Source organism: Vibrio sp. Y176 (assembly GCF_033438945.1).
Genome location: NZ_JAWOQS010000298.1, coordinates 1 through 831 on the forward strand (window position 1 = coordinate 1; position 831 = coordinate 831).

Sequence of the window (831 nt, forward strand, 5' to 3'; positions counted from 1 at the left end):
TCAACGCCGTACCGACAACTGGAATGAAGGAAGCAAAGCCCATCATTGTTCCCCAGAATAGGCCAGGGAAGCCAGCTAGCCACATACCGATACCGCCTGCTAAGCCTTGCGCGATAGCCGTTAAAAAGGAGCCCATGACTGCGGACTTCGAAACTTGTTCTATCTCGGTCAAGATTCTATCTTCTTGGCTACGAGAGAGTGGCAGAATATGTCGAATTGCCGAAATGATTTTGTCGTGGTCACGTAATAGGAAGAAAAGCACAAACAGCATCAAGAAAAAATCCATCAAGAAGTTTGTTGCGTCACCCAGAATTTTCGCACTGATCGCGACAAGGTTTGAAGCAAAAGTGGTAGCAAATTGCCCGATTTTTTCGGCGATGGCTTTTGGCTCGATTTTATCGAAAGGTAAGTACTCATTAACAATGGATAGACCTTTGATAACCCAAGGATGTTGGAAGATGTCTTGAATACCACCATTGGTGACCCATTTGTACGTATTCTGAGAAAAAACAGAGCCTTGTTGAACAATTGCAGCAAACACAAACAGTAGTGGAATGACAATCATGAAGGTCAAAACTACGCACGTGAGCAGCGATGCCGAATTTCTGTGTTTTGGCATTTTACGCTCAAACCACTCATGCACAGGAAACATAAGCAGTGAGATAATGAAAGCCATTACGATCGAATTGATGTAAGGCTCGACCAATAAATAGCAAGCAAAAGCAGCGGCGAGTAGAGCGATCATTAATACACGATGACTCGACGTGATTTTTACGTTGTTTGGCATGAGATAAATCCAACTTACGGATGACGTTTACAATGGCTCGCGTT

General features: G+C 43.8%; 1 protein-coding gene. It reads right to left on the bottom strand.

The annotated features are described in order from the left end of the window. On the bottom strand, positions 1 to 787 hold a 787-nt coding region (locus tag R7O13_RS25680), incomplete at its 3' end, for an AI-2E family transporter (protein WP_318305046.1). Positions 788 to 831: the final 44 nt, after the last annotated feature.